Annotated in this window: 29 protein-coding genes, 1 pseudogene and 1 other annotated feature; of the genes and pseudogenes, 6 read left to right on the top strand and 24 right to left on the bottom strand. The window is 44.8% G+C overall.

The window, feature by feature from the left end; genetic code table 11:
* Nucleotides 1-478: 478 nt before the first annotated feature.
* The 10 genes from I579_RS10355 to I579_RS10310 all read right to left on the bottom strand — a co-directional run bounded on the left by I579_RS10355 (nucleotide 479) and on the right by I579_RS10310 (nucleotide 6638).
* Nucleotides 479-1630, bottom strand: coding sequence for a phage tail protein (locus tag I579_RS10355; RefSeq protein WP_143139852.1), 1152 nt, complete (start codon nucleotides 1628-1630; stop codon nucleotides 479-481).
* The gene (locus I579_RS10350) at nucleotides 1537-2772 is read right to left on the bottom strand and encodes a tape measure protein (RefSeq protein ID WP_010753355.1); all 1236 of its coding nucleotides are present in this window, start codon (nucleotides 2770-2772) and stop codon (nucleotides 1537-1539) included. The genes I579_RS10355 and I579_RS10350 overlap by 94 nt, the downstream gene beginning before the upstream one ends.
* Entirely contained in the window at nucleotides 2773-3084 is a 312-nt protein-coding gene (locus I579_RS10345; RefSeq protein ID WP_010753354.1) for a hypothetical protein, read from the bottom strand.
* A gap of 572 nt (nucleotides 3085-3656) precedes the next feature.
* Nucleotides 3657-3863: a hypothetical protein gene (locus tag I579_RS10340; protein WP_010753353.1), complete on the bottom strand. Its 207-nt coding sequence runs from the start codon at nucleotides 3861-3863 to the stop codon at nucleotides 3657-3659.
* Nucleotides 3860-4351: a phBC6A51 family helix-turn-helix protein gene (locus I579_RS10335; RefSeq protein WP_010753352.1), complete on the bottom strand. Its 492-nt coding sequence runs from the start codon at nucleotides 4349-4351 to the stop codon at nucleotides 3860-3862. The genes I579_RS10340 and I579_RS10335 overlap by 4 nt, the downstream gene beginning before the upstream one ends.
* Nucleotides 4348-5031, bottom strand: a complete 684-nt coding sequence (locus I579_RS10330) for a hypothetical protein (protein ID WP_010753351.1) — start codon at nucleotides 5029-5031, stop codon at nucleotides 4348-4350. Before I579_RS10330 ends, I579_RS10335 begins: the two co-directional genes overlap by 4 nt.
* Before the next feature lies 1 nt (nucleotide 5032).
* Entirely contained in the window at nucleotides 5033-5494 is a 462-nt protein-coding gene (locus tag I579_RS10325; protein ID WP_155854783.1) for a hypothetical protein, read from the bottom strand.
* A gap of 37 nt (nucleotides 5495-5531) precedes the next feature.
* Nucleotides 5532-6029: a hypothetical protein gene (locus tag I579_RS10320; RefSeq protein ID WP_010753349.1), complete on the bottom strand. Its 498-nt coding sequence runs from the start codon at nucleotides 6027-6029 to the stop codon at nucleotides 5532-5534.
* Nucleotides 6013-6366 carry a hypothetical protein gene (locus I579_RS10315; protein WP_010753348.1) on the bottom strand — a complete coding sequence of 118 codons (354 nt, stop codon included), beginning with the start codon at nucleotides 6364-6366 and terminating at the stop codon, nucleotides 6013-6015. Before I579_RS10315 ends, I579_RS10320 begins: the two co-directional genes overlap by 17 nt.
* Nucleotides 6363-6638, bottom strand: a complete 276-nt coding sequence (locus I579_RS10310; protein ID WP_010753347.1) for a hypothetical protein — start codon at nucleotides 6636-6638, stop codon at nucleotides 6363-6365. Before I579_RS10310 ends, I579_RS10315 begins: the two co-directional genes overlap by 4 nt.
* 344 nt (nucleotides 6639-6982) lie before the next feature.
* Here I579_RS10310 and I579_RS10305 point away from each other — a divergent pair, with 344 nt between their 5' ends.
* On the top strand, nucleotides 6983-7294 hold the full coding sequence (locus tag I579_RS10305; protein WP_034810333.1) for a hypothetical protein: 312 nt from the start codon (nucleotides 6983-6985) through the stop codon (nucleotides 7292-7294).
* Nucleotides 7295-7484: 190 nt separating this feature from the next.
* On the opposite strand, the gene I579_RS10300 is transcribed toward I579_RS10305, so the two are convergent.
* From I579_RS10300 to I579_RS10285, 4 genes and pseudogenes are all read right to left on the bottom strand, one after another.
* On the bottom strand, nucleotides 7485-7826 hold the full coding sequence (locus I579_RS10300; protein WP_034810332.1) for a MarR family transcriptional regulator: 342 nt from the start codon (nucleotides 7824-7826) through the stop codon (nucleotides 7485-7487).
* 440 nt (nucleotides 7827-8266) lie between these two features.
* Nucleotides 8267-8539 (bottom strand): annotated as a pseudogene (locus I579_RS10295) (antA/AntB antirepressor family protein); the annotation flags it as partial.
* Between the two features lie 219 nt (nucleotides 8540-8758).
* Complete coding sequence (locus I579_RS10290) at nucleotides 8759-9730, bottom strand: tyrosine-type recombinase/integrase (RefSeq protein ID WP_010753344.1); 972 nt, start codon at nucleotides 9728-9730, stop codon at nucleotides 8759-8761.
* A 373-nt stretch (nucleotides 9731-10103) separates the two neighbouring features.
* On the bottom strand, nucleotides 10104-10334 hold the full coding sequence (locus I579_RS10285) for a hypothetical protein (RefSeq protein ID WP_010753343.1): 231 nt from the start codon (nucleotides 10332-10334) through the stop codon (nucleotides 10104-10106).
* A gap of 140 nt (nucleotides 10335-10474) precedes the next feature.
* Here I579_RS10285 and I579_RS10280 point away from each other — a divergent pair, with 140 nt between their 5' ends.
* Nucleotides 10475-10945: an arginine repressor gene (locus I579_RS10280; protein ID WP_010753342.1), complete on the top strand. Its 471-nt coding sequence runs from the start codon at nucleotides 10475-10477 to the stop codon at nucleotides 10943-10945.
* Between the two features lie 13 nt (nucleotides 10946-10958).
* Nucleotides 10959-11222 (top strand): hypothetical protein, encoded by a 264-nt coding sequence (locus I579_RS10275; RefSeq protein WP_010753341.1) that lies wholly within the window; start codon nucleotides 10959-10961, stop codon nucleotides 11220-11222.
* A gap of 54 nt (nucleotides 11223-11276) precedes the next feature.
* Here the strand turns inward: I579_RS10275 and argS are convergent, their stop codons facing one another.
* From argS to arcA, 3 genes are all read right to left on the bottom strand, one after another.
* Entirely contained in the window at nucleotides 11277-12968 is a 1692-nt protein-coding gene (gene argS, locus I579_RS10270; RefSeq protein WP_010753340.1) for an arginine--tRNA ligase, read from the bottom strand.
* A 95-nt stretch (nucleotides 12969-13063) separates the two neighbouring features.
* Nucleotides 13064-13260, bottom strand: a binding site (T-box leader).
* 61 nt (nucleotides 13261-13321) lie between these two features.
* Complete coding sequence (gene argF, locus I579_RS10265; RefSeq protein WP_010753339.1) at nucleotides 13322-14338, bottom strand: ornithine carbamoyltransferase; 1017 nt, start codon at nucleotides 14336-14338, stop codon at nucleotides 13322-13324.
* A 57-nt stretch (nucleotides 14339-14395) separates the two neighbouring features.
* Complete coding sequence (arcA, locus tag I579_RS10260; RefSeq protein ID WP_010753338.1) at nucleotides 14396-15622, bottom strand: arginine deiminase; 1227 nt, start codon at nucleotides 15620-15622, stop codon at nucleotides 14396-14398.
* Nucleotides 15623-15834: 212 nt separating this feature from the next.
* Here arcA and I579_RS10255 point away from each other — a divergent pair, with 212 nt between their 5' ends.
* From I579_RS10255 to I579_RS10245, 3 genes are read left to right on the top strand one after another with little or no spacing between them, the layout of a single operon-like run.
* Nucleotides 15835-16536: a C39 family peptidase gene (locus I579_RS10255; RefSeq protein ID WP_010753337.1), complete on the top strand. Its 702-nt coding sequence runs from the start codon at nucleotides 15835-15837 to the stop codon at nucleotides 16534-16536.
* Between the two features lie 52 nt (nucleotides 16537-16588).
* Nucleotides 16589-17281 carry a VanR-ABDEGLN family response regulator transcription factor gene (gene vanR, locus I579_RS10250; RefSeq protein ID WP_010753336.1) on the top strand — a complete coding sequence of 231 codons (693 nt, stop codon included), beginning with the start codon at nucleotides 16589-16591 and terminating at the stop codon, nucleotides 17279-17281.
* Nucleotides 17271-18350 (top strand): sensor histidine kinase, encoded by a 1080-nt coding sequence (locus I579_RS10245; protein ID WP_010753335.1) that lies wholly within the window; start codon nucleotides 17271-17273, stop codon nucleotides 18348-18350. Before vanR ends, I579_RS10245 begins: the two co-directional genes overlap by 11 nt.
* Before the next feature lie 63 nt (nucleotides 18351-18413).
* Here I579_RS10245 and tsaD read toward each other — a convergent pair whose 3' ends face one another.
* From tsaD to galE, 7 genes are all read right to left on the bottom strand, one after another.
* Nucleotides 18414-19442 carry a tRNA (adenosine(37)-N6)-threonylcarbamoyltransferase complex transferase subunit TsaD gene (gene tsaD / locus I579_RS10240; RefSeq protein ID WP_010753334.1) on the bottom strand — a complete coding sequence of 343 codons (1029 nt, stop codon included), beginning with the start codon at nucleotides 19440-19442 and terminating at the stop codon, nucleotides 18414-18416.
* 17 nt (nucleotides 19443-19459) lie between these two features.
* Complete coding sequence (gene rimI, locus I579_RS10235; RefSeq protein ID WP_010753333.1) at nucleotides 19460-19933, bottom strand: ribosomal protein S18-alanine N-acetyltransferase; 474 nt, start codon at nucleotides 19931-19933, stop codon at nucleotides 19460-19462.
* Complete coding sequence (rimI, locus tag I579_RS10230) at nucleotides 19923-20465, bottom strand: ribosomal protein S18-alanine N-acetyltransferase (RefSeq protein ID WP_010753332.1); 543 nt, start codon at nucleotides 20463-20465, stop codon at nucleotides 19923-19925. The genes rimI (I579_RS10235) and rimI (I579_RS10230) overlap by 11 nt, the downstream gene beginning before the upstream one ends.
* On the bottom strand, nucleotides 20449-21165 hold the full coding sequence (gene tsaB / locus I579_RS10225; RefSeq protein ID WP_010753331.1) for a tRNA (adenosine(37)-N6)-threonylcarbamoyltransferase complex dimerization subunit type 1 TsaB: 717 nt from the start codon (nucleotides 21163-21165) through the stop codon (nucleotides 20449-20451). Before tsaB ends, rimI (I579_RS10230) begins: the two co-directional genes overlap by 17 nt.
* A 142-nt stretch (nucleotides 21166-21307) precedes the next feature.
* Nucleotides 21308-22291: a LacI family DNA-binding transcriptional regulator gene (locus I579_RS10220; protein WP_010753330.1), complete on the bottom strand. Its 984-nt coding sequence runs from the start codon at nucleotides 22289-22291 to the stop codon at nucleotides 21308-21310.
* Between the two features lie 15 nt (nucleotides 22292-22306).
* Nucleotides 22307-23788 (bottom strand): UDP-glucose--hexose-1-phosphate uridylyltransferase, encoded by a 1482-nt coding sequence (gene galT, locus I579_RS10215; protein ID WP_010753329.1) that lies wholly within the window; start codon nucleotides 23786-23788, stop codon nucleotides 22307-22309.
* A 12-nt stretch (nucleotides 23789-23800) separates the two neighbouring features.
* Nucleotides 23801-24790 (bottom strand): UDP-glucose 4-epimerase GalE, encoded by a 990-nt coding sequence (gene galE, locus I579_RS10210; protein WP_010753328.1) that lies wholly within the window; start codon nucleotides 24788-24790, stop codon nucleotides 23801-23803.
* Between the last annotated feature and the right edge of the window lie 12 nt (nucleotides 24791-24802).

The raw sequence follows: 24802 nt of genomic DNA, 5'->3' as shown, positions 1-24802 counted from the left end.
TTTATATCAGCATGATTACAGTTGTAGTCTGTTATATACTGAATATTATCAGCACACTTCTGCATAGAGTTCATTAGCCGTTAACTACAGATAAATAACAGAAAGAACAACACCACACTCTGACTACCCTCTGCATGGATAACAGTAGCTAACAGGTGCCTGCTAATTCTGAAGGGGGTCACGCAAGGAGAGTAGTTGCTTAATATTTGCAGTATTCAGCAGTACTCCCTACTGTCTATCAGCACCCTACAGAAAGTCTACTGTACCAACTGTTACCCCACTTCTGACTTCCTGAATGACTTTCTCAGATAAAGTCTGTTGGGCTGCATTAGTTCAATGTCCCACAGTTCTATAATGAGACACTGTGAACTACTGTGTGTAGACTCTGGCAAAAGTTCTAGCTGCACATAAAAGAATAACACAGGCCTCACAGTGATTAGCTGTAAGACCTGTGCCGTGTGCGGTTATTCAGTTGGGGCTACTTGCGCAGTCCATTGCGTCTATTATCATTTACTTTATCCACTGTCTGACGCTTTGTGACGCCAGGAGTGATTGCCCGCACTATCTCACGTTCATTCAAGTAGATATGACTTTCAACGCTAACAGGCTGTGCAGTTCTTCTGCTAGTAGACTCTTGCTTCTGTCCATCTTGCATGAAGTCTGCAACGGCCTTTGCAAAAGGCGCCATGCGTGACTTATTAGACAGAGGAACTACTGCTTCATCTCCTGCTTCACCAACGCCAATCACAGATGGCCCTGTGAAAATACCACCTGTTGCGTGCCAGCCTATATCTAGCTTAGGTATCTGCCCTTTTAGCGGGTTAAAGCTGCCACTAATTTTGAAGTACGGCAGAGGAATCTTAGGTATTTCAATAGGCGGAAACTTCAACTTGAAGTTAAACAGCCCTTTGATCTTGTTCACAATGCCAGAAACAACATTCTTTGCAGCTTCAATCGGGTTAGTAATGGCAGACTTGATGCCGTTCCATGTCCCCGTTACAGCTGACTTCAGGCCATTAAACACAGACGTAACAGTAGACTTAATGGCGTTCACTGCACCAGACGCAATGCTTTTAGCGCCATTGATAGCGCCAGAAATAGCAGATTTTAGCGCATTCCAGCTGCCACTAGCTCCCGTTAGCATTCCCTTGAAGGCGTTCATCACATTGCTGGCAAAACCTTTTATACTGCTGAAGCCTGCAGTAACAAAGGACTTGATACCGCCAAGGATCTTGCCCATGGCAATTACTGACCACAGGTTATACAGGAAGTTCAGCGCACCAGAAAACATTTGCTTAATGCCAGCCCAGAAGGTGCTGAAGTCCCCTGTGAAGATGCCAGTGAATACTTTTACCAGCCCCAAAATGATGTCCAGCGCTCCCTGAATGATTCCTTTAATGTTTTCCCAAACAGACTGGATCACTAAAGCAACTGCAGGCATAATGAAGTTGATGATAGAAGCAACCATGCTGAAAGCGTTCTGGACAGCTGCAATAATCTGCTGCCCATTCTCCTGCCAGAAAGTTGTAAGCTGCCCTACAATACCCTGAATGAAGCTAATGGCATCTTGCAGGATAGGCACAGCCACTTCAAGAATAGACTGAAAGATGCGGGTAAAGCTGTTTTCCATACAGAGTTGTCACCGCTGAAAATACCTGTCCAATACTCCACAAGGAAGCCAATATACTGCTTCACGCCTTCCACAATACTAGAAAGAATTGGCAATGCTACATCAATAACTCCTTGAAATACAGATGAAATTGCAGGCAGAAAGCCGCTCAGTCCCTCTGCTGCTTGCCCAAGAAACCCAGTGAGACCTGTGAAAAAACTTTGCACGTATGGCATAACAGTTTGAATTGCCTGACCTACCCACTGGAAACCAGTCTGCACTGCAGAGGTAAAGCCATTGATCAACCCCACAAGATTGCCTTTGCCTATGCTGTCAATCATGGACTGCAGGCCATTCACCACTGTTGCTTCCAGTGATCCAAAAGCACCTTCAAATGTACTGGTAGAAGTTGCAGCTTCTTTTGCAACGTCACTCATGCCCAAGTCCATCAATGCGCTGTTAAATTCATCAGCAGTAATCTGCCCCTCCGCCATTGCGTCCCTGAAGTTGCCAGTGTAGGCGCCTGCATCCTGCAAGGCTTTCTGCAATGGCCCTGCTGCCCCCGGAATTGCATCTGACAGTTGATTCCAGTTTTCTGTGGTCAACTTGCCTGCGCCTGCTGTTTGCGTTAATACCATGGCAACAGATTTGAAGGTATCAGCATTACCGCCAGCTACAGCATTCAAGTTCCCTGCTGCCTGTGTAAGTCCTGTGAAGTCTTTAACGCCATTACTAGCCAGCTGTGCTGTAGTGTTAGCTACAGTTGATAAGTCATAAACAGTATCATCTGCATATTTCTTCACTGCCTTACTAGCTTCAGAAATAGCTCCTTTGTCAATGCCTGCAAACTGCATTGTTTGCTGAAACTTGTCCAGACTATCAGAAGCAGACAGGGCCTCCTGCACATTATCTGACAGCATTTGAAATGCTGCGCTTGCAGCTTTTACAGCCACGCCAGCTACAGCAAACTGCCCTACTTTTGAAATAAAGCCGCCTACAGCACTACTCATGCCTTTTAATGGACTTACAGACTTACCAACCTTGCCTCCTGCAGCTTCAGCAGTATCTGCAACAGCCTTGAAGGAACTGGTAGCTTGCTTTAGATTAGAGCTTAATTGCTTTGTGTCTACATCAATCTGAAAACTTATTTTTCCAAGTGCCATCTACTTCACCTCTTCCATATAAAAAGACAGCCTTTCCAGACTGTCCTTGCTGTTTCTATCCACTGCCATGCTGCTGTACACAGCCTCTAGCAGTTCATCCTTGCTATACTTTCTGAAATCACGCTTCACTTCTTGCAACGTGATCTGCGGAAACTCTGCTTTCAGCCCTACATATAACCACGGGAAGGCATGGCGCTTGCGTAGCTTTTCAGGCTCAAGCAAGCTTGGCAGTTTCAGCTGTTCTTCCTGACTTGCTACCAGACTCTTTAACGGAAACTGCAGTTCCACTGGTTTATCCTTGTAAAAAAGCAATTCTGTTCACCTCCCATTTTCTGCAACAAAAAAAGCCCCACGCCTTACAGCATTAAGCTGGGACGTGAGGCAATTTCTGCTGTCATTTTTTGTTTACACTGTCAATTAAGGAAAGGAAATTATATGGCATTGATACCTGCATTAAGTCAGGCACCACAGAAAGCAACAGTTAATTACTGCTACGCTCTGTGCTGCCTCTCACTTTGCACTAAGTAAGTGAGAAAACAGCCGTACATTGATGACGTGCTACTCTTTTTGCTGCTATAGGCAGCGCACAACCTTTCATGTGTGCGGTAATGAATCTGCAATGAAAGACTCTGCGCTACCTCCCACCAACCAGAAAGGGAAGCAGCACACACAGCATCTACTGAAAGAACAATTAGAACAGTTTCCTAACGCAAACCATGATGCCCCGCCAGTTGGCTTGGCGTCTGTAAGTGCATAACTAAAAAAGGGTCACAGCGTCCACTAATGTTTTCCGTCAGCGTGGACAGGCCTTATCCGCCAGAGGGCCTCCTTCTTTAGATTTTTTTCTGGCTTCAGCTGACAGCATCCACCAGATTATTTTTCTGCTAAGACTTCTGAATTATTGCGCCTGCTTTAACCAGTAACCACATGATAAAGATGAATACAATCACCAAAGATAATGCTGTAATGCCTAACGTTGCTGCAATTAGCTTGAAAGCTAGGACAGCAACCAGCAAGAGCAACAGCACAGGAACTAGAATAATCAGTGTGCCAAGCAGCCAGCCAATGCAGCGCCCTGCTTTAGCGGTCATTTAAACCAGAGATGCTCTGCATCAAGTGGCCCCTGTGGCTGGTCAAGCTGCGGGAAGTCAACTTTTTCCGCTTCTTTAACAGCAGGGCCTCCCATGCCATACTTTTGCAACGCTTCCTCTACAGTCATTTTTTGCTTCACTTCTTTGGTAAGCTCTTCTGAAGCTCCATTCTGCAAGAGTCCATTCATGCGTAAGGCGTACTCTGCTGCTTTTACCCGTGCAGTGTCGCTACCATTCTGCAAGATGTCCTCCATTGCATTATTGGCAAGACTTAGAAGCCCAAGCGCACGCAGTTTTTCTTTCTTTTCAATCTCCATACGCACAGGGCCAGGCTCATTCTTCCAACGTGAGACAGTCTTTCTTGAAACGCCTAACTCATTTGCAATCTCTTGCTGTGTCATCTTGTTCTCACTGTCGCAATACAGCTCAATGAACTGCTCTTGCTGTGGCGTTAGCTTATTGCTGTTGGTCAACTTTTGCAGGGTCATTGCTTTCCACCACTGTGGGCTGCCATATAGTTAGCAGCGTACTGTGCATCAATCTTACCTTGCTTGCGTTGCCGTGCATCTCTGCCAGCCAGTCCCTCACGCTCAATGCGTTCATAAGCTGTGCTATACCACTTGCGGGGGCAGTACGCTGCAATAGCGCCAGTGCGTACATTTAAACTCTGGTAGTCTGCCACAATAACTTTATAAATTTCATCAATCTCTGCTGTATTGTCGGCAGTTTCCAAAGCAGACTCAATCTCACGCAATTTAGCAGTCTGCTGGCTTTTCAGCTTGTGTAAGTCTGCTTCAATCTCCCGTAATTTTTCAGTTAGGAACTGCCCCTTGTAGCGCTCAAACTCTGCCATCTCTGTGCGCACTTGCTCAAGAGGCTTAGCTTCTGCCTTACCTTTGGAGTAGGCTGTAACAGTAGAAAGAAAGGCCTCAAAGCCTTTGCCAGTGTAATCTGGTTTTTCTTCCTTGCCATACTTGATGGCTTCAGCTTGTTGCAGTTCTTGCTTTAACTTGGCTTCATGCGCCTTCATTTCCTTCACAGTTCCCTCAAGAGACGTGAGGCGTTTTTTCACTCTGGTTGAAGTCTCAGTGTCTAACTTTAAGCGCTCTGGATCAGTCAGCTTTTCTGCTTCTGCCTGCTTCTGACTGAAGAAATCAAATAAGCCCATATTATTCAGCCCCCTCAAAGGTAACAGGAACTTTCACGCCAACGCCACCAGTAGCAGGCTTCTCTACTTCTGATACAGGCGTACCGTCAAACAGTGTAACTTGCACTTTTTGGCGGAAGTTTGCCAGCTGGTTGCGTGCAGCTTCAACTAACTCCTGTTGTCTGGTTGCATCCTGATAACTAATGGCTGCCCTATTATGAATGAAGCGTTCATCCTCTGTCAGCTTGATAATACGCAAGTTTTCTGCTTCAGCTGCATCAAGATAACCTTCCATATCTGCTTGCGTTGCTTTTGCGTAAAACTTCTGGGCGTCTGGGGCTACTCCTTCAGTTCCTCCATTTTTGACCTTTACAAAATCAAAAACAGACTGAAGCGGATATTCCTTCACATCTTGCAATAAAGCTTCATGCTTTTCCCGCTCTGCTTTCTGTGCTGCTTGCCGTTCTTCAAAATATGCTGTCATTTTATCTGTAGTACTGCTCATATTCTTTCATTCTCCTTTAATTTCTACTGTTTATATTGATAGGCTGCGTGTTCCGCTGTTGTGGTAGCAAGTCAGGAAACAGGCGCTTTGTAAAATAGAAGTCCAGTGTATCATCTGATAAACTGCGCTCTCTCATGCTACGTTCATACAGCTGCCGTGGAGTAAGAAAACCGTCTTTTTCATTCATTGTCTTATTCCTTTTAGGCATATTGATAAAATCAAGTAGACAAAGATTACTCAAAAAATAGAGGTTTCTTTTATCAAGATGTCGGCCAAAGTGGGCAAAGGCACATTCTGTGAAGTATTCTGCTAATGCCACTCTTTCCGCATTATCTGGCATAACGTCAGGCGGTAAACGTAGCAAGCCATCTACTAAAAATTGCGAGAAATCTTCATTACACTTGCGCCAATCTTCAACAGCATAAGCCGTGAAGTCAAACTCTGACACTTCATGCCAATCTGTTGCAGTTTTAATGCCTTCAGTTCTCCTTGTATATTCATGTGGTCGCTGCATTGTCTGCCTCCTCTGCCTGCAACTGTTTAATACAGTCTCTATACAGCTTCTGTTGCTCTCCAATAAATTCTTTTGCCACAATCTTGTTGAAGTAGTTCTGCTGTTGTAGCTCAAATAGAACTGCTTTGGATAGCTGAATTTCTTCTTCAAATGCTTTCACAAGGTCTTCTGCAGTCAGTAACTCTGCTCCAATGGTCACGCCTTTTTCTCCTGTGATAACCGCATTGGTATACTCAACAGGTGCTAACTTTGCAAGGCGCATTGCTGTAGCCTTCTGTTGTTCTGGCGTGCCTTTGCCGTCAAACAGATATTTCTTTACCTGCGCTGATAACGTCATTTAGTTTCACCTGCCAATGCTCCAAGAGCTGCCTGCTGGCGCTTATTATATGCAGCAATATTGTAAGCAAAAGTGGCGTATTTAATGCCTACCGCTTCTGTGTAATCAGTGAGAGTAACTACATTAGAGCCAAAGCCAGCTTTCAACACATTAAACTGGTAACAAAGCTGATCCATGCTCTTGCTGGTTGTATTGCAAGTTTTAATGCTGTTTTCCATAAGTTTCCGCATTGCAATTACTTCTGCTGGTATCTGTACTTTTTTCTTTGCCATCTGCAAGCCTCCTTTACTATGTCCCATTTATACCTATTTCTTTTAGTTTATTTTTCCCTATTAAGTAGGGGTTTAACTGGCATATAATGTTACACTCAATAGCATTTTTTTATTTTTCTTTAATCTTTCTTAATAATCCCAGCCCTTGCAGAGTCCCCAGCATCATCCACAGTCAGCTCTGAACCTCCTGTAATTCTGTTACTGCTTGTTCTGCTTCATTTTCTGCCTATGTCATAAGGGAAAAACAGAGGCAACAGTTTCATGCAGTTATTTACCCTGCTTACAGTTACAAGCTGGTAAGTGCCCTGTGTGACTGTAGATAAACAGCAGCCCAACGCATTGACGTGGTTCTGAAGAGTGAGGAACTGCTTGGGACTCTGACCAAGGAAGCAAAGGCACGACAAGCAGCGTTTCACGGCAACCGCTTCACTGGAAAAGTAGACTCTGCTTCCATGGAGAAAAAGTCTACAAAGCCAGTAAGGACATCTGAAAAGATTGCTGATATTGCAAGGACAAGCAGGGTGCAGGTGGACAGGTTGAGGCGGGTTAAACGTGAAGCCCCAGAGAAATACGCAGAAGTAATTGACGGCAAGAAGTCTATCAGGAAAGCCTATGATGAACTGCCACCAATAAGGAAGATCAGGAAACTACTGTAGAACAGCATGAAGTGTCCAGGTTCCTTGCTAGTGCTTTCTGTTCACTATTGCCTATTTTTCTCAGTCAGTTAGTAGGAAAAATGACTGCTCCTATAATCAGGTGTAAATACCTTAGATTAAAGTTAGACTTCTGTTTTCTCCTATGTCATAGGGCATTTTAGAGCTTATATTGCATTGTGAACTGCTTCCATCAGTACAAGTCAAACTCCTCACCTTTAAACATTGCATAGTTGGGGTAATACAGGTTCTTCCTGCGGCCGCCCTCTGCTGGTAACACTCTCTTATGCAGCAGGGGCTGCTCACCAACAGCAATAGGTTTAGAAGTCAGCTCCTTCACCGCTGCCATTACAGAATCTCTACTGATTCCACAGCGGGAAGCTATCTCATCAATGGTCAGCTTACAAAAGCTCTCACCCACTCCAATGCTTTCCAGTATTACAAGAAGGACTGCAAAATTGCGTGGCCCTCCCACCTTGGATATAGTTCCTTTTGCAAGAGTATTATTGCAGATCATCAGCTCACTCATTTTCATCCTGTCCTTTCTGTTAATGCAGTATTACTGTATATACTGTTATTACTGTTTATTAAAGTATTAAAGTATGTATAGTTAGTGTAGTGTTAAGTTGGAAAAACCTACTAGGGAAATTCACTGCGTTCATCTCCCTGCATTGCTGACGCAATGCCCAACAAAATATAAAATCATCAAGTATTACTGTTAGATAAACAGAGATACTGTACATACTGCAGTTAATGCTGTAATGGCTGTTGATTTAAAGAAAAAAGATATTAGAAAATGTTGCGCCCCGCCAACGCTACGCACACTCATATATCCAACAAAAGAAAAAGCAAAGTGGACATAATGGCAGAATTTTTTAGAAATTTAAGCTCTCTTTAATTAAAAAAACTTGCCCACAATGTCTTATTCAGGAAATTTTTGCAAAAGTGGACAGTTTCAGCAGAGAAGTTTCAGTGACGTGCCTGCTTGCCTTTAGCCGTGCGCTGGATCATGGAGATTTCTTTTGCCATGTCTAACTTCATTGCGTGGTCAACTGAAGGTCTGCCTCCAGTACTTCTGCTCAAAAATGAGCTAAAGTCTTTTCCTTCATCAAAACCGTATGCGACCATGCGTGGGAACCAGTCCTTATATGCTGTCCCTACTTCCAGAAACTCATGCAGTTCCCGTCCACTTACTAGCTGTTCCCCCTGTGCATCTGTAGCCAGAGTCTTTTCCTGTATATCTTCCATTTATTCCCTGTCAGCTACAGTCAGTTAGCAGTGAAAACAGCCTGACCACTTACTGCGGGTAAATACACCAGAAAACAGGAGAACTCTCTGGCGTACAGTCAGATAGGCAGAAAATGAAGTAGAAACAGCAGTATCAAAAGTACAGGAGTTTCAAGGCAATAAAAAAAGCAGCACCTACAGGGGAATGCCCTGCAAGTGCTGCTGTTGTGTATGCAGTTGTTACTGCCTATTACGTAAGTTCATCAGGGGGCTGGTGCTGATTGCAGACTGCACAAGTTCTTCATCAGCAAGGCCCTCTAAATAAATTTGAGTAGTATTAATGTTACTGTGTCCAAGCAACCTGCTCAGAGTCAAAATATCACATCCATTTTTCAGTTGACTCTGCGCAAAGTAATGCCTGAAAGTGTGAGGACTAACTCTGACATCTGCCCTAACGTCTACCACTGTTGCCAGTTTCTTTAGCATTTTCTGCACACCATCATTTTTCAGAAAGCCCCCGTCTCTGTTGCGGAACAGCATACCATTTTTAGGAATGTTCTTAGAATCAAAGTAGGCGTTACGCACTCTTTTATAGCGTATAACTTCCTTGGCAACTGCAGGAGAACAGTAAACCATGCGTTGCTTGTTACCCTTGCCCTTTTTCACAAAAATGTATTCATCTGTAACTTCTTTATCCTGCAATGAAACCATCTCACGCACACGCAAGCCAGCGTCTGCCATCATCATGATCAACAGTTTATCCCTTGCAGCAAAGAACTTGTTTTTCTGATTACCTGCAGCTTCAATAAACTGCAAGACTTCTTCATCATTGAAGATAATCAGCTTTTTCTTCAGTACTTCTGCCATTTTTAGCCTGCGTGTAGGGTCAGCATACTCTGGCAAGTCCCCTTCATCACACAAGAAGCCGTAAAAGGCCCTTATTCTGCTCAGGTGGGCATTACAGTACCCTACTGCATGACTTTCATTCATATCTGCTTGAAACTCTCTGACGGCCCTTTTAGGCACATTTGCGGGACTCATGTAGCCTTTTGCCACGCAATACTCACTGAATAGCTTCATAGAACTCTTATATCCTTTCAGAGTTCCCTCAGTGTAGCCTTCTGCCTTTTTAAACAGCAGAAGCTCCTTAATTGCAGAAGGCCATGACATTGAAACTTCAAATTCTTCTGGTATATCACTATAACTGCGCATAAAAAAACCACCTATCCTGTTATATATAGCCATAACAGAACAAGTGGTTAAAACGTTGCATGAGTAAGTGTGAACTACTGCATTTCAACAGTTCTTCACTGAATTATACTTTCAAAGGTTGCTGTACCGCCACTGAAGGAACAGAAAGCTACTGGCGTCCTCATAGAGATTACTGCCATTTTGTGTTTCCTCCAATTTGGTTTTTTCCCTCTCTTGTCCTTTCACTCTAAGAAGAACTGACGAATCAGCACCGCTTCTTAAATCAGGCAAGATGTGGATTTGTGTGATTTTTGTCTCACACCTCAGATAGTATACGCTAGACTTTCTGAAATTGCAACTAGTTTTTCTTTCTTCCTACTTGTCTCAGGTACTGTTATTTCAAGTTTCCGCCAAACTTTTGAAAGACTTCTTTCACTAATTCCACCGAAGAAGGATCCAATAAAGGCGTCATTTTTTCTTCAAAAGCTTGCAGATCCGCTTTCGTGAAATTACCTGTATCCAGATTGGCGAAAGCATCTACTAATAAAGCCTTGACCTCTTCTTGATGAGCTGGTTTCGTTTGTGCAAGCAAAAATTGATAGAATTGTTCTTGTTCTTTTAACATGGGAATTCCTCCTTTTCGTATATTCATTCTAGCATTTTTTCTGTTAAATGGTGGGAAAACGGCTCACTTCAAGTTTTCCATTGCGTTTTTACGATTTTTTGCTATGATGAATGTGAATATATATACGAAGGAGCACTCCTATGCGCAAAGCTGAACGACATGCAATTATCAAACAAATCGTAAGCAATGAAACCGTCCGAACCCAAGAGGAATTACTAAAAAAAATTGAAGGACGAGGTGGCAGTGCGACACAAGCCACGATTTCCCGGGATATTCGTGATTTAAAAATCGTCAAAGTCCAAGACCAAGATGGTCAGATTCGCTTTGAGTTATTCCATGACCATGATTTGGAACAAGACAGCAAAGAAGAAGAACTGCGCTTGGTCCGTATGATTGAAGAAGTCGTAACAAAAGTCGACCGAGTCCAGTTTTTAACCATCATTACTACCTTACCTGACAATGCTCAGTTGTTGTCTGCGGTGATGGATGAAGTCAACTTGCCAGAAAAAGTCACTACTCTAGCTGGCTTTGACACCGTGATTACCATTTGCCGTACCAATGAAGATGCCGAAAAACTAGAAGAGTACTTCAAAGGACACATCATCGGCTAGACAGGAGGCTCCTATGGATTTCGCCTTTTCTAATCCCTTGTCGCTTTTCTTATATGCAGGACTTTTTATCACGGGCTTTTTGCTTTTATTGGCCCTGATGATCCGCCTGACCCATGGGTTATTTTTCTCTCGAACGCCTAAACGCTTTTTAGAAGATCAAAATAATCCCCGCTACGACAATGAGCGCCGAGTAGGACTGACCTATAGTCACTTTGTCCTTTGCTACCTGCCTCCCTTCTTTCTAGGCTTCTTAATCTTGAGCTTCCTCTTCTTGTAAATTTGCATAAAAAATGGCGAGCTACTAAAACTAGTAGCTCGCCATTTTTTATGCTTACATTTTATCTGGTGCTTGCAATCCCAAAAGACGTAGGTCTTCTTTTAAGACAACGGTAACTCCGTGAACCAATGCTAGCCGAGCCGCTTTTTCCGCGTCGTCGGTTAGGATTTTCACATTAGCATAATATTTGTTAAAGGCTTGTGCCAATTTAATCCCGTGTTTAGCAATTACGGAAGGTTCAAACTTCTCTGCTGCTTGCAAGACCGTTTCTGGATATTTTTGCAAGAGTTTGATGACTTCCCAGCTTTCTTCATCCGCCAAAGTGTAATCCGCTGTTTCATCTGGCGTAAAGTCAGCTTTTGCCAAAATACTCATTGCCCGAGCATGGGTGTATTGCACGTAAGGCCCTGTTTCCCCTTCAAAACGAACCACTTCTTCTAAATCAAAGTCGAAGTTATTCAAACGATCATTCTTCAAGTCGTGGAAAATCACGGCGCCGACCCCGACTTCTTGAGCCACTTGGTCTTGGTTTTCCAAAGTTGGGTTCTTTTCAGCAATTTGCGCTTTCGCCAAAGCTGTAGCTTCCAACAAAACTTCTTCTAGCAGAATGATTTTGCCTTTCCGAGTAGATAATTTCTTGCCATCTTTCGTAATCAAACCAAATGGAATATGGTGAATGTCTTCTGCCCAATCAAAGCCCATTTCTTTCAAGACGGCTTTCAATTGTTTGAAGTGATTGGTTTGTTCATTGCCCACCACGTAAAGAGCCTGAGCAAAGTCATAGGTCCGTTTACGGTACAAGGCTGCCGCCAAATCCCGCGTGATGTACAAAGTAGCCCCGTCAGATTTGCGAATCAAGGCCGGGTTCAAATCGTAGGCCGACAAGTCCACGATTTCGGCTCCCTGGTCTTCTTTTAGCAAATGTTTTTCTTCCAACAAGGTCACAACTTCTGCCATCTTATCATTGTAGAAAGCTTCCCCATTCATGGAATCAAAGGAAACACCCAATAGACCGTAAATCTTGTTAAACTCTTTTAAGGATTCATCCCGGAACCATTGCCACAATTGTGTAGCTTCCGCATCCCCGTCTTCTAATTTTTTGAACCACGCCCGAGCTTCATCTTCCAAAGCTGGCTCTTTTTCCGCTTTTTCGTGGAAGTCTACATAAAGACGCAGTAATTCTTTAATCGGTTCCGCTTTAACCGCTGCTTCTGAGCCCCATTTTTTGTAGGCTACGATCAATTTCCCAAACTGAGTACCCCAGTCCCCTAGGTGATTAATCCGTACAGGTTGATAGCCGATTTTTTCCATGATAAAGCCGATGGAATTCCCAATAACCGTGGAACGCAAATGTCCCATGGAAATTGGCTTCGCGATATTGGGAGAAGACATATCGATTGGCACCGTCTGACCCGCCCCAATTGTCGCATTCCCGTAAGCTGCTTGTTCTTTGACGATTTGGTGCAAGACTTTTTGGCTAATAGCGCCTTTACTCATAAAGAAGTTCAAGTAGGGTCCTACCACTTCGATTTTTTCAAAAGCCTCAGGGTTGATCTTAGTAGCAAGCTCTGCTGCAATTTGTTGAGGCGCTTTGCGGTAGACTTTCGCTAAGGAGAATGCTGGGAAAGCCACGTCTCCATGATCCGCCGATTTCGGATTTTCCAATAAGTTTTGCACTTGTTCCAAGGTCAAATCATCTTTGACTACTTCAAATAGTTCTTTTGCTACGATTTCTTTGTTGTTCATCTGATTTCCTCCTTTAAAATTACCGGTTGACTTGCTTCCACCATACAAGGGGCTTGATTTTTGGGCAAACAAAAACGCCTCTACTGTCCAAAGACACTAGAGACGAGAAATTCCCGCGGTACCACTCTTGTTATCTGGCAAACACCAGACCACCTTGTCGATAACGGTCGACCGCCGTCTATGCTAGAAACTCCCAAGTGCGCTTCCCCGTGGTGACACTGTCCGACTCACACCAACTCGGACTCGCTACAAATGTCTGGTACCAAGGTACTCTCTTGTTCAACGTTTAGTATCAAGTTGGACAAATTATAGCAAAGAATCCGTAATTTGCCAAGGCGCAAATTTACCGGCTCCTAAACTTTCGGGATAAATAGATTTCCTAAAGTCGCCGCCATCACAGCTTTAATGGTGTGCATGCGGTTTTCCGCTTGTTGGAATTGCTTGGCATAAGGCGCTTGAAAGACTTCATCTGTGACTTCCAACTCTTTTACCCCAAACTCTGTCGCCATCTGTTGAGCAAACAGCGTCTCTTGATCGTGAAAAGCCGGCAAACAGTGGAGAAAGATCACGTCTTCATTTTCTGTTGTGGCTACCATCCTTTCATTCACTTGATAAGGTAGCAACAGTTCGATCCGTTCCTTGGCCTTGGCTTCTTCCCCCATGGAAACCCACACATCCGTGTACAAAACGTCCGCGCCCTTGACTCCAGCTACCACAGAGTCTGTGATTAAAAGCTCACTGCCGCTTTCTTTGGCATAATCTTGGGCTAAGGCAATAACCGCTTCACTAGGAAACAAACTTTTTGGCGCCACCACATGAATATTTACACCTAAAATAGCCCCGGTTACCAATAAGGAATTTGCCACATTGTTCCGCCCATCTCCTACATAGGCCAAAGTTCGGTTTTCCAAGGTGCCAAAATGTTCTTTCATTGTCAGAAAGTCTGCAAGCATTTGCGTAGGATGCCATTGATCCGTCAAGCCATTCCAGACCGGTACCCCAGAGTACTCGGCTAACTCTGTGACCGCCTCTTGACTAAAGCCTCGATACTCAACCCCATCAAACATACTGCCTAAGACTTTGGCCGTGTCTTTCACCGATTCTTTTTTTCCCAATTGAATATCCCCGGCGCCTAAAAACTCCGGATGAGCCCCCAAGTCATGGGCTGCCACGGTAAAAGCCGCCCGGGTCCGCGTTGAGGTCTTTTCAAAGAGCAATGCGATATTTTTTCCCGCTAAGTATGGATGCGCAATTCCTTGTTTTTTGAGATTTTTTAAATGGGCTGCAAAATCGATTAAAAAGAGGAGTTCATTCTTAGTAAAGTCTTTTTCTGCTAAGAAACTTCTCCCTTGAAAAACTGAATATCTCATCACATTTTCTCCTTTTATGTATATTTATACAACAGTGTAACATGATGAATGGACTTTTTAAAGCCTTTCTCGCCAAAAAGGCTGACTCATACAGCGAGGCCCCCCTCTACCTCGGGATAATTCCCCAGAAGCAATCTCTAGGACCTGGACGCCTGCTTCTCGCAGTTGCTTATTGGAAACGTGGTTCCGATCGTAAGTGACCACTTTCCCTGGAGCAAGAGCTAAGGTGTTTGAGCCATCGTTCCATTGCTCTCTGGCCGCAGCGATTCGATCGCCACCCCCAGTCGGAATCAAGGTCAATTCCGCAAGCTTCAAGGCTTCTTTTAAAACCTTGCGCAAGTCTTCTTCCCTCGTGATTTTCAGATTTTCTCCTTGAGGTTCCAACACATAAATATCCAAATGACCCGACGTTGATAAGATTTCCGGATGAATGGTGAATTTATCTACATCCACCATGGTAAAAACCGTATCCAAATGCATCATAGCTCGTTGGGGCGGAATTTTAATGGCAAGAACTTTGGTGAAGTCCCCTTGAGCAAACAACCGCTGTGCCAATAACTCGATGGCTTGGGGCTTGGTTCTCTGACTAATGCCCACTGCCACTACTTCCGCACTTAAGACCAAGATATCCCCACCTTCAAGAGACCCGGGAAGATCACGGTCAAACCACAAAGGCGTTTTTTTGTCCGCAAATAGCGGATGGTGTTCATAGAGATAGCTCACAAACAAAGACTCTCTTTTCCGGGCTTCAAAGGACATGGGATGAATGCTAATCCCTGTCCCGATGCAAGCTAAAATATCCCGGGGAAAATACAAACTAGGCAATGGCGCCAAGTAAAACGGTGATTCTTGAATCTTGAGCATCTCGCTTAAAGACGCTCCCGCAAGTGTCAAGCCCACTTCCTCTTGGCGCACTCCAGCCATGAGTTTTTGAAGCATTTCTGTCGTATTAAAACTGACTAAATACTCCTTTAGGCCTTCGTAGAGATAGCCTTTTGCAATCCCAGACTCTTGTAAAAATAAATCTAAGAAGTCCTGTTGCTGCTCTGAGGTCGTGATTGCTTGGGCCACGAGTTCTTCTAAATAAAGGACCTCCACTCCTTCAGCTTGCAATAATTGGGCAAACGCGTCATGTTCTTTTTGGATCGATTTTAAGTAAGGAATATCGTCAAAAAGCAGTTGGTTCATACTTTCTGGCGTCATATTTTCCACTTCGGCTCCTGGACGTTTTAGCAAGACTTGCTTTAAGGGACCGATTTCTGAATACACTTGAATGACTGACATTTGGCTCACACTCCTTCGACTAGGCTTTTCTTCATTATACCTTAAAGAAAAACAGGCACCTATTATTCCGTTACCGTTTTCTAATGCGCTTTGACGCTTTTCTCAAATTGTCAGGAAATCGTAAGAACTTCTCAAGAATATCGTGATGCCTCCTTTTCATGCCTCCGTTACACTACAAGAAGAGAGGCAAAATGAAAAAACGGAGGAAGAAAATGATTACAACTAAAACCTACCCAAGAAGAAAAATTCAAGAAACCAAAAGGATCAATCAACTCTTGCTACTCCTATTAGGCGGACTCTTCCTAATCGGCGGTTGGTACTTCTTGCAAGCCCAAAATAGTGAATTAGAGCTGTTACCGGCTAGTTTCAGCGAAAAAGCCAATCAAGTCTTACAACAAGACCAAAAAGACCCAAAACTAACACTCCTCTTACAAAAAGACGAACGCTGGGCCAAGTTAGCTTATGGATTAGAAAAAAACGATAACGATATCGCTCATAACGGCTGTGCCTTGGCTTCCCTCGCTATGATCGACGGTTACTGGAAACAACAAACTCCGGATCTCACAAAAGTTTTGGACTGGTCGCAAAATCGCTACTATGTCAAAGGACAAGGAACCTCTTGGCAAATTTTCGAAGACTTTGCTAAGGATCAAGGTTATCAGTATGAAAATCTCGGTAATCATTACAACCATGCCAAAGAACTCATGAACCAAGGCATTCCTATTATCGTTTCGGTAGGAGCAGGAACTTTTACCACAAGTGGTCACTTACTCGTGCTTGCCACAGACAATCAAGGGCATCTGCGGACTTATGACCCTAATGATGATCCTCAAAAGAAACATTACGAAAAGAGCTGGTCCATGGAAACATTCTTAAACGAAGCGGTTAATTATTGGGCACTTTGGCGGGCATGACAAGGCCAGACCTTTCCTCTATACTGGTAAAAACGGTTAAAGGAGCAACAAAATGACCAAAGTATTAATCTTAGACGATGAAAAAGACATTGCCGACTTATTGGCAACCTTTTTAAAAAATGAAGGCTTTGAAATCATCACGGCCTATAACGGGCAAGAAGCCCTGGCAAATCTCTCCCCTGAGCTGGATTTGGCTCTTTTAGATGTGATGCTCCCAGATGCGGATGGCTTTGATATTCTCAAAAAAATCCGCCAAGACTACCTCTTTCCGGTGCTGATGCTGACGGCAAAAGATGAACAACTGGACAAAATCACCGGACTGACGTTAGGGGCCGATGACTACATCACAAAACCTTTTAATCCACTGGAGGTCGTCGCTCGGGTAAAAACCCAGTTGCGACGTTATCAGACTTACAATACCGGAGCCCTTGCCGGTGACAATCAAAGGGTCTTTGATTACCAAGGACTTTCGGTTTCCTTAGGGAGTCATAAGGTCTTTCTTTATGGCACGGAAATCCACCTGACCCCTTTGGAATTCAAAATCCTCTGGTATCTTTGCGAACATCAGGGGCAAGTCGTCTCTTCCGAAGCGCTCTTTGAAGCCGTTTGGGAGGAAAAGTATCTGGACAATAACAATACGGTCATGGCCCATATCGCCCGCTTACGGGATAAATTAAATGAGCCACCTCGTAAACCAAAATTTATCAAAACCGTCTGGGGGGTGGGTTACACCATTGAAGCATAGTCTGATTTTAAGCCGCAAGCTTATTAAGCAATATATTCTGGCCGCACTTTTAGCGGTGGGAATTACTTTACTCGTCCCCTTTGCTTTGAAATTTCTCTTAGGCAGTCGAGCGTGGTATTACGATGATTTTGGTTACCCATTTCTCGCCTGGGCGAATCAGCATTTGACCATTTTGGTGGTGGTGACGGCCTTAATCTGTTGGCTGGCTTTGACTTTTTACTTTATCGCCAAAGCCACTCGTTATTTGGATCAGGCTTTTTCTGCTACGAAACAGCTGATTACCACTCCGGAAAAGACCATCTACCTTTCAAAAGATTTGGCCGAATTCGAAGTTGAAATCAATCAAATCCGGGAAGACAGCCTCTTTCATCAGCGAGCCGCTAGTGAAGCCGAACAGCGTAAAAATGAATTAATCGTCTATTTGGCCCATGATCTGCGGACCCCTTTGACCAGTATTATCGGGTATTTAACTTTGTTAATCGAACAGCCGGAATTAGACATGGCTACCCGTAGCAAATATACCCAGATTACCCTAGAAAAAGCCCAACGCTTAGAAAGCTTGATCAATGAATTTTTTGAAATTACCCGTTTCAACCTCACCACGATTACTTTAGAAAAGCGCCTGGTGGATTTGTCTCTGATGATCGAACAGCTCAGCTACGAGTTTCTCCCGGTAATGGCGCCAAAAGAGCTGACTTGGCAGTTAGAACTTGCTTCCAATATCCAACTTGAAGTCGACGTGGAAAAATTCGAGCGCGTGTTAGACAACCTGATAAAAAATGCCATTAACTACGCGGACCCGAAAACAGCACTAAGCTTAGAATTAAAAGAAGAGCATCAGCAAGTCCAGCTAACCCTCACCAATCACGGTGCGACCATTCCCCAAAATCGCTTGGAACGAATATTTGAACCCTTTTATCGAAGCGACAGCGCCCGGAACAGCCAAACCGGGGGTACCGGCTTAGGCCTTCCTATCGCCAAAGAAATCATCGAACACCACGGGGGCACTTTGCATGCAGAAAGCCAAAACGGCACCTTCCAAATGATTCTCACTTTACCTAAAACCTAAACAAAAAGCAGCCTGCCCAGACCTTATTCAGTCTGGGCAGGTTGCTTTTTGTTTTAGATTTAATTACGCCATTTCTTGAAAGGACAGGCTAGGATCGGCATTTAAGCTGAGGTCGGCAAAGTCGCCTTTTTGCAACTGCACGTGGGCTGCCGCACCGATCATCGCACCATTGTCCCCACAAAGCCGAAGCGGTGGAATCAATAGCTCGGTAGTCAAGTCACTCTCAGCCAACGCTTGAGTCAAGCCAACGCGCAACCCTTGATTGGCCGCCACCCCACCGGCTACAATCAATTGTTTCACCGGATATTCCTTTAGTGCTCGTAAGGTTTTGGTAATCAAAACATCGCAGACACTGGCTTGAAAACTTGCCGCCAAATCAACTTTAGAGTAGGTTTCCCCACGCTGCTCCCCGTTATGTACCAAATTAATAAACGCACTCTTTAAACCACTGAAGCTAAAATCAAAATGGCCTTCATTGATCATAGCCCGTGGAAAGTGAAAGACGTCTTCGCCTTCATGAGCTAACTGGTCGATTTCTTTGCCACTTGGATAAGTCAACCCTAACACCCGGCCGACCTTGTCGTAGGCTTCACCGGCCGCATCATCTCGGGTTTGACCAATGATTTCGTACTCTCCGTCGGCTTTCATATATACTAACTCCGTGTGCCCCCCACTGACCAATAAAGCCATTAAAGGAAACTCTAAAGGCGCCACAAAACGTGCTGCATAGATATGTCCCGCCATGTGGTTCACAGGAATCAAAGGCAACTCATGAGCCCAAGCAAAAGCCTTCGCCGCAGATAAGCCAATCAAAAGAGAGCCTACTAGCCCTGGACCATAGGTAACTGCCACGGCGCTGAGCTCTGCCGGTGTCACCTGAGCCTCTGCTAGCGCTTCTCGCAAGCACAAGGTAATCTGCTCCACATGATGTCGACTAGCAACTTCTGGAACTACCCCACCAAAACGTTGATGACTTTTGATTTGGGATGCGACGATATTGCTTAAGATTTCATGGCCATCCTTCACCACTGCAACACTGGTTTCGTCACAGCTAGATTCGATGGCTAAAATTAATTCGGGTGACTTGTTCACGTTACGAATACTTCCTTTCAAGGTAGCTTAGGTAGGATTTTACACATAATCAATGCATCTTCTGCAGGATTTTCATAATAATGCTTCCGGCGATTGATTTCTTCAAAGCCTCGGCCTAAGTATAGTTGTTGCGCTTTTTCATTGCTCATACGGACTTCTAAAAAGACTTTGGTCAACTGTTCTCCTGAAGCCACAGTAGCAAACAGAGTTGCCAAAAGTGCTTTGGCGATGCCCTGACGACTCCAGGAGGGATGGACCGCTAGATTGGTGATTTCCACCTCATCTAAGATTCGATGGCAGCTGATAAACCCGACTGGCCTACTTGTTTCCGCCAACTCCGCTACAAAATACAGACTGCGCTCTCCTCGTAAATCATCTGCAAATTGGTCCAAGCGCCAAGGGCTCTGACCATAGGATGCTGCCGCTAACTCATAGAGGCAAGTCGGTTCCTCGTGTTTGTAATAACGCCGTAAAGTTAATTTATTCTTCAATGTACTTCACCATATCCAGTGCGTCTTCATTGGTTTCGTCATAGTAACCTTCTTTAATCGCCCGGGAAACATACCCCAATTTGCGGTACAAACGCTGGGCATCCCGATTGCTTAAACGAACTTCCAAGGACATCGTCAAACAACCTCTGCTTTTCGCAAAAGTTTCCGATTGCTGCAGTAGCCAAGTGCCAATTCCCATCCCTTGGTAATTCGGCAAAACCGCCACATTGGTCACGTGTCCATCATTGCCATTAATACGACAGCCACAAAAAGCCACGATTTTTTGTTCGTACTCCGCACACAGATACAAATGGGGCAATGGCGATACAAGCTCTGATACGAAAGCCGAACGGGACCAAGGGAGATTTCCCCGGTAGACTTCCCGCTGGACTTCGATTAAAGCTTTGATATCTTCCGTGCGCAATTCCCGGATTACATAATGCTTCTCGCCGATTGTTGCGACTTGCCGCTCCAACTGTGGCGCGTTCTTTTGGGCCAATGTGTCCCAGATTGCCCTAAATCTTTTCAACATACTCCTCATTCCCCGGTGTATGGGTCTGTAGCCATTTTTCTTCAGCTTCTACCCGTTTTAAATACTGGGGCACGAAAGAATCAATCTCTCCTGCCGGTGTGGCCGCCTCCCCTAAGGTAGCCAAGGTGATTCCATTCGGAACGTCCCAATTAGGCACCGGTGCAAACCGGGCTTGGGGCAATTTTTCCAGAATAGTTTCTTTGAATTTCGCCACATCTGCCCCTAAAAACAAGACCTCTTGTCCTTGAAGCTTGTCCAACAACTCCACCAAAGAAATGTGCTGATCCGGCAAAACTGTGGTCAGCTCTTCATTTGACCAAGCATATCCAGCTGCATAGACATTTTGTCGCCGAGCATCGAACAAAGGCACGATAACGCCTGACACGCCTACCGCATTGGCTGCCAAAGTCTTCAAGCTGGAAATCCCTACCAAATCAATCTGCAAGGTAGCCGCCAAAGTTTTCGCTGTGGTAACGCCGATTCGCAGTCCTGTATAAGAGCCTGGTCCTTGGGCGACCACAATGCGGTCTAAATCTTGAGGTGTCCACCTCACTGCCTCCATTAATTGACTAATCGCCGGCATCAAAGTGGTGCTATGGTTCTTATTGTTAGTGGTGGTTAACTCTCCCACCAGCTGGCCATCGTCTAAAAGGCCTAAGGTTAAGGTTTGGTTGGAAGTGTCAAATGCCAAGATTTTCATGGGATACGGTCCTTCTTTCAGATACTTACAAATAGAATATTATAGCACAGACCCACTTATTTTAAAAGAAGGCTCGGTCAAAAGCATGACCCAGCCTTCCGATGATGCTTATGTGCATGTACGAGATGCTTCCACTTAGTGCTTAATTCGTGGAATCTCGCAAAACTAGCTCCGTGCCAATGGTGATTTTCCGTGGCACTGGTGCTTTTTCTTTGGTTAAATCTAAAATCGTGGTCAAAGCCAACTCCCCCATCCATTCCGTGGGGACATGTACCGTAGACAAGGCCGGCATCACGTATTTGGCTACGGAAACATCGTTAAAGCCGATTACGGCAATATCTTCTGGTACTCGCAAGCCGGCTTCTTGAATCGCTCGTAAAGCACCGACTCCAAGGGCATCACTGGAAGCAAAGAACGCGCTAGGCACTTCCTTTGTCTGTGCCAAAAAGTCTTTCATCGCCTGATAGCCCCCGGCCACAGTAAAGTCTCCAGACAGAACAAACTCCGGTCGAAACAAACGGAGTTGTTCCATTCGCTGTTGGAAATAAAGTCGGCGAGAATCGAGAACTTCATTGTGATTGACCTTCGTGTACTCGACTCCGGCTAAGATGCCGATTTTTTCGTGACCGGTTTTAATAAAGTGATCAATCACCAAATCCACAGACATTTGGAAATCCACTACTAGTGAGTCTTGGCCGTAGTTCATGGCATCAAAGTCCACGAAAAGCACCGGTTCCTTGCGCTTTTGTAGCGTCTTAACTTCCCCAGCATCGAATTTTCCTAAAGCGATAATGCCGTCCGTCTTTTCACTGGACAACTCGTCCAGACTTTCTTTTAGCAAGCGAATATTTAACTCCGCTGCTTTTTCTTCAATTCCCAGGCGAATCGCTAAATAGTACAAATCATCTAACTCTTCTTCCGAGTCGTACCACATAATCAAGCGAATCACTTGATTTTCCGGTTTTTGTTTCTTTTGATGCTTCGTGTAGTTCAACGCCTCAGCGACTTCAAAAATCCGCTTTTTCGTGTCTTGCCCTACAGATAAACCAGAGTCGTAATTCAAAACCCGGGAAACGGTGGCCGGCGAGACTCCCGCTTGTTTGGCGATATCTTTAATGGTGGCCATCCGCCAGCCTCCTTTCTAGAGTGTTTGGATGAAACGGTCGAAAGCGGCTTGGCCGACTTCATCCCGTTTAAAGACGCCCGCGTGTTCCAAGACTTTGGCAAAGACTAAGCCGACTTCTTTTTGCACGATTGCTTCTACATTTTCTCTTATGAAGTCATAGCGCTCTTTCAATTCATCGGCCCAATCCAAATGGTAGGCAGCGATTTGATTGTCTTCACCTAGCAAGTAACGTTCCACTTCGGTTAATTCCGTCGCCAAGCGTGGTGGCAGTACTGCCAAGCCCATGACTTCGATTAAGCCGATATTTTCTTTCTTAATGTGTTGCACTTCTGGATGAGGATGGAAAATGCCTTCTGGGTATTCTTCGGAAACATTGTTATCCCGCAAGACCAAATCCATTTCATAGACATCGCCATTTTTCCGAGCAATGGGCGTAATGGTGTGATGAGGCGTGCCATCTGGTGAGTAGGCATTGACTTCAACGCTAGGATCAGAGTACTCCCGCCATTCATTCAAGATATACTCACTAGCCGCTACTAGTTCAGTTGTATCAGCCGATTGCAAGCGAATTACAGACATCGGCCATTTCACGATGCCGGCTTGAACACCACCAAAACTAGGGAGTTCAAAGCTACGTTCCACCGGGGCTTTAGCCATGGCAAAAGTATGCCGGCCTCCTTGATAGTGGTCGTGACTTAAAATCGAACCCCCGACGATTGGCAAGTCCGCATTAGAGCCTACGAAGTAATGAGGCAAGACTTCGATTACTTTCACCAAGCGCTCAAAGGTTTGGCGATTGATTTTCATCGGCCGGTGTTCATTGGCCAAAACGATGCAGTGCTCGTTGTAATAGGCATAAGGAGAGTACTGGAAGCCCCACGCCTCCCCGTCCAAATTCATGCGAATGATCCGATGATTGGTCCGAGCAGGGTAATTCATGCGGCCTTTGTAGCCTTCATTTTCCATGCAGAGCATGCATTTAGGATAATCCACAGAAGCACTGTTCCGTTGCGCAGCGATTTCTTTGGGATCTTTTTCTGGTTTGGATAAGTTAATCGTGATTTCTAAAGTACCGTATTCGGTTTCTGCTGGAAAGACGATGTTTTTGGCAATGGCCCGGGTTTTGATGTAATCATTGGTCTTACACAACTCAAAGAAGTAATCCGTCGCTTCTTGAGGGTCTTTAGAGTAATGTTGGGCAAACAAAGCGTTGACTACGGAAGGCGGTGGCGTCATCAAGTCCATTAATTGGGCTTCTAAGATTTCTCTTTCCGCCAATGTGTCCCCGATTACACCATTTTTCTTTGCGCAAGCTACGAGCTCGTCTAATAATTCCACCGAAGTCCGTTCGGCCGGTTTGACCTCCACGTCCCCTAAAGCATCCTCGCCAATCATGCCTAAGACGCGATTTTGCAAGTACAGCCGGTCCATATCCATCCAGCCACCAAAGTGAATAGCCAATGTGGTAAAGTCAAAAATGGTTTGACTGAGTGTCATGAAAATTGCCTCCTAGTCTTCGTAACCGTGCGGATGGCTCACATGCCAGTTCCAAGCGGTCCGGATGATGTCTTTAATGTCGGTGTAAGCTGGTTCCCAACCTAGAATGTTACGGGCCTTTTCGCTAGCCGCTACCAATTGGGCAGGATCCCCAGCCCGACGCGGTACAACTTCAGCTGGAATTTCTTTACCGGTCACAGCACGAGCGGCTTCCAACATTTCCTTAACGGAGTAGCCATCGTTTGAGCCTAAGTTAAAGGCATCGGATGGATTGCCCGCTTTCAAGTATTCCAAAGCCAAGATATGAGCGGCAATCAAGTCTTCTACTTGCACGTAATCTCGGATACATGTGCCATCTGGTGTGGCATAGTCATCCCCAAAGATTTTCAAAGAATCCCGTTGGCCTAGTGCCACTTGCAAAATAATCGGTACTAAGTGGGTTTCCGGATCGTGGTCTTCCCCGATGGAAGCATCGGCTTTGGCGCCGGCCACGTTGAAGTAGCGCAAAGCTACATATTTCATGCCATAGGCGTTGTCACACCACTTCATCATTTTTTCCATCATGAGTTTGCTTTCACCATATGGATTTTTTGGATTCGTTGGCATATCTTCGGAAATAGGTACTACTTCTGGTTCCCCGTAAGTTGCCGCTGTGGAAGAAAAGACGATGTGTTTCACGTCATGAGCTTTCATGACTTCTAGCAATACTTGCATGCCATAGACGTTGTTGTTGAAATACATCAATGGTTTTTCTACGGATTCGCCGACTAAAGAGAAAGCAGCAAAATGCATTACTCCGTCGATTGATTCTTGTTCGAAGACATTATTCAAGAATTCCTTGTCGCGAATATCCCCTTCATAAAATTTTGCTTTTTCGTGAACCGCAGCTTTGTGGCCGGTGAACAAGCTGTCCACTACCACCACTTCATATCCTTTATTGACTAATTGATCCACTGCATGGGAGCCGATATAACCCGCTCCGCCTAATACTAAAATTGCCATTGTCTTCCTCCT

Origin of the sequence: Enterococcus asini ATCC 700915, from assembly GCF_000407365.1 — a bacterium.
GTDB lineage: Bacteria > Bacillota > Bacilli > Lactobacillales > Enterococcaceae > Enterococcus_C > Enterococcus_C asini.
This window is presented reverse-complemented; position numbering and strand designations above follow the sequence as displayed.